Source organism: Burkholderia sp. BC1, assembly GCF_052683555.1.
Genome location: NZ_JBQYLP010000043.1, coordinates 1 through 4,011, shown reverse-complemented (window position 1 = coordinate 4,011; position 4,011 = coordinate 1). Strand labels below are relative to the sequence as shown.

General features: G+C 62.3%; 3 protein-coding genes. 1 reads left to right on the top strand and 2 read right to left on the bottom strand.

The features are described from left to right. Positions 1-196: 196 nt before the first annotated feature. Together ACSHSS_RS20205 and parA are read right to left on the bottom strand one after the other, a co-directional pair. A complete protein-coding gene (locus tag ACSHSS_RS20205; RefSeq protein ID WP_054315182.1) occupies positions 197-1,258 on the bottom strand; it encodes a ParB/RepB/Spo0J family partition protein in 1,062 nt (353 codons plus the stop codon). A gap of 23 nt (positions 1,259-1,281) precedes the next feature. Beyond that, positions 1,282-1,944 carry a ParA family partition ATPase gene (gene parA, locus ACSHSS_RS20200; protein ID WP_006397552.1) on the bottom strand — a complete coding sequence of 221 codons (663 nt, stop codon included), beginning with the start codon at positions 1,942-1,944 and terminating at the stop codon, positions 1,282-1,284. A 1,166-nt stretch (positions 1,945-3,110) separates the two neighbouring features. Between parA and arsC the strand changes: the two genes are divergently transcribed. Next, positions 3,111-3,467: an arsenate reductase (glutaredoxin) gene (gene arsC / locus ACSHSS_RS20195; RefSeq protein WP_054315180.1), complete on the top strand. Its 357-nt coding sequence runs from the start codon at positions 3,111-3,113 to the stop codon at positions 3,465-3,467. The last annotated feature ends 544 nt before the right edge of the window (positions 3,468-4,011 follow it).

Here is a 4,011-nt window from a genome sequence, read left to right as displayed (position 1 = left end):
AAAAAAATCCAAGCTGGCCGAGACGGCCTTCTTCGACTGGCTGGCCCAGAAGACCTGGGGCGAGCCGACAGACGGCGATCTGCTCGCATTTACGCTGAACCAGTCCAGGGCTGCGTAACGCGTTTGCAGCGCGTGACCGCGCTGCGTGAAAGGGCAAGCGGCCCGGCGTCATCGCCGGGCCGTCTCTTTTTCTCGATCAGTCCGCCAACAGCATGCGCTCGAGCTGCTCGAGGATCGCATCGCGCTTGTCCTTCGGCAGGCCGCGCAGACGCAGTTCGATGCGATCGTCGCCGTACGACTTCAGATCGCCGACCGACTTCCCGCCGAGCTTGATTTCCAGCCGCTGAGCGTAGCGCTGGCGGCTCGCCGGCTTCGGCGCGTCCTGCGCCGCGACGCGGCCCTTCACGATGTCCGATACCTGACGCGTGCTGAGATCGTCCGACACGATCTTGTTGATGAGCCGCAGCGTCGCCTCGGTGCCGCGCGCAGCGTGATAGCGGCCGACCTGATATGCCATGTTCGAACCGAAGCGATCGGGCCGCGCAACCATCTCCTGCATCACTGCTTCGGGCAGCTTGCCGATCGACAGGGCAACGGCGACCGTCGATTCGTCGAGACCGAGGTGCTCGGCGAGCTCCTTCTGACTCTGGAAGTGCTTGTCGTCGAGGAAGCGACGCCACACGACTGCATTGTCGAAGACCGTCTGCGAATCGCGCTGAACGTTCAGATCGTAGCCGAGCTTGTAGCTCTGAATGCCGATCGGGACGTCGATCACGATCGCCTTCACGGACTCCTTGTTCGCTTCCTTCAGCGCGCGCACGCGCCGGCCGCCGTCGCTGACGAAGTACGTGCCCGGGTTGTCGTAGTCCGGAATCACGTGGATCGCCTGCTGTTGCCCTTGCTTCGCGAGGTTGACCGCGAGCTCGGCAATCGACGACTTCAGATAGAAATGGCGAGGATTGAACGGGCTATGCTTGATCGCCTTCAGCGGCAGTTCGATCACCTGGCCGGGCGCGTAGCGGTTCTCGAGACGCCACGCACGATACTGCGGCGATTCGTCGGTCGACAGATCGATCGCGAGGTCCGGCACATGTGGCGCGGCGCTGTCTTTCTTCGCGGACTTCGCGGTTGCCGGCGCCGGCGCGTCGGACTTGACGATGCCGTCGATCGCGTTCAGGCGGTCAAGCGCGGTGCGTTTCTCGCTCGTCGTGATATCCGGGCGCGCCTGGAATCCTTTTGCAAACTGGGAGGGTTTCATGCGACTCCTTTATGCGCATAAAGTCAGGGCAGCATCGCGACGATTTCGTCGGCACATGCGCGAATTTCCGCGGCCGCGAGCTTGGCGCCGCGATCGTTCATCTGCAGGACGGTCTGGCCGAGCGCCATGGCCTGCTTGTACGCTTCGCGGGTGGGGATTTGCGTCTTCAACAGCGGGAAGCCCAGTTCTTCGAGCGCGCGCTTCAGTTCGCGCGTGAGCATCCGCTTTTCCTCGGTCTTGTTCAGCAGAAATACCGCCCGCAGGTCTTCGTTCATCACCTGCGCCTGCTGGATCAGCTTCACGAGCCCGACGCTCGACCAATAATCGGCCGGCGACGACGACGTCGGAATCACGGCAATCGATGCCGCCAGCAGCACGACACCGGACACCTTCTCGGTGATCGACGGCGGACAGTCGACGACGATGATGTCGTAGTCGTTGATGAACTTCTTGATCTCGCGGTGGATCTGGCCGCCCGCTTCCGCGAGATTGACGACGGGGAAAGGAATGCCGTTGTCGCCGTCGCCCGATGCGCTGGACCAATGAACCAGTGTGTTTTGGCCGTCTGCATCGATGACGAGGACGCGTTTTCCTTTTTCATGGAATGCGGCACCGAGATGCATGGCGATCGTGCTTTTGCCGACACCGCCTTTTTGTTGAGTGACTGCAATGATTTCTGCGGCCAATTTTCACTCCTGTTTTTGATCGTTGGAATTCTACAGGACGATATTTATATTTCAATGAACTTGTCGCCGAAGCACGACGCGTTGGCCATTCGGACAAGCGATTTATGCGCATAAAGGGTGCCCGAGGGCGATGGCTGAATGGCTTGATCAAGGTTGCTCACGTGCGTCGCTCGAGCGCTCATGACGCGGCTCAAGTGATAGGCGCGCAAGCGTAGTCGCGCAGAGTCAAACTCGCGTGTCAGGGGCTCCGCGAGCGAATCGGGTGGGAGTTTGTGCGCATAAACCGACGAGCTGGGCTGATGACAGTCGCGGAGGTGGGCCTCTGCGTTGCGGTATCTCGACGCTCCCAAGCCGCTGCTTTGGTAAATCACTGCTCTGGTAGGTCCCAGCGTTGGTAAGCGCGCGGTGCTGCTTGCTTGCGCTCGCATGTCGACCGTGCCGATTGCGTCGCAGGAGAGGTACCGAGCATTGCAGTGGGATCGCCGACATGTCAGCGCGAGGCGGTTTGTGCGCATAAAGCCCTGAGGGCGCGCTAACCGGAAAGGCCGCGGATTGGCGATGGAGTGACTGCTGGGCCAGTGCCGCGCGCGCCGGTGCGTCGTCTGCCGGCGACTAGAACTGCTGCGCCGCCGACCAGCACTGTTCCCATTGCGACGGCTCGTGAATCTATACGCCATGAAAACGCCGATGGCGCGCGTCGTTCTGAACGGCGATGAACGTTGTTGCGACCGACCGCCCCCCTTTTGCCAAGCGCTCTTTATGCGCATAAAGAGCGCGGCCAGTATGTGCCCGATGCGTTGTTCGAGCCTATCCAAAGCCGGCAGCGTCTGCTCATCAGACGGCGCTCGGGTCGGGCCTGCGGCAGCCTTTATGCGCATAAGTCTTGCGACCGGCGATGGGACGAATGCGTTCATCGAGACGGCGCGAAGCGCACCCGTGTCTACGCCTCCCACTGCGCTCTCCCCCGTTGTCCTGCAACGGCCTTTATGCGCATAAAGACCGTCCCGGTTTCACCACCCCACCGGCAGCACTCCGGTTCGGCGTTCTACCCGATTGCCGCGCACCCGAAGCGAACAGCGCAACAACCTCGCCGGTTTCCTGGAGCTATCGAAGCGCGCACCGTGAGACTCGCTACAATACTGGCCTCCACCATCCACGCTGAAACGATGATCACGATCTATCACAACCCCCGATGCTCTAAGTCCCGCGAGACGCTCGCGTTGATCGAGACGTTGAACACGACCGGTGCACCGGTGAACGTCGTCGAGTATCTGAAGACGCCGCCGACGGTCGAGGAACTGGAGACGCTGCATCGTCAACTTGGTCGCCCGGTGCGCGACATGCTTCGCGACGGTGAGGAGCCGTACAAGACATTGAACCTCGGTCGCGCGGAACTGACCGACGCGGAAGCGTATGCGGCCATTGCGGCGCATCCGATCCTGCTGCAGCGTCCGATCGTCGTCTACCGCGGCAAGGCCGCTATCGGCCGTCCGCCGGAAGCGGTGCGCGCGCTTTTCGAATAATTCTTCGTCGATTTATTTTTCTTTTGCGCCGGTACCGGTCTGCTTCAATCGGACGCCCGGCGGCAAAGCGCAGATGCGCCGCGCCCGTCGGCAATAGCGGCCCGGCGCGGTCGGCGTCGTCGCCGGCCGGCTGCTGCAACTCGCCGGCTTCGTGCGTTACGTGCAGATCGCGCGGCCGCCGCGATCGCGCTCGTCACGATGACCGCGCTGCGCTGCTCGGGGCTCGAGCGCAAGCGGTAGCGCACTACGTCGACCGATTCCGACATTAACCTCGATATCGGCGCGGCCGAAGAAGTGCGTCGAGGAAAACGAAAAGCGGTGAGCGCCCGTCATCAACGTGTGCGGCGCCCTCGCAGCAATCATCACAGCGCCAAGCGGACGTCACGTCTGACACCAACCCCACACCCGTCACCGCGCGCCGCCCGACGACTTTCGGGGCACAGCGACTTCCGCGTGTTTTTTTCGCCCGACGCCCTGTCGCGTCTGACCGCGAGCACCGGCATCGCCGCCAACCGCCAACCGCCAACCGCCAACCCGCCAACCC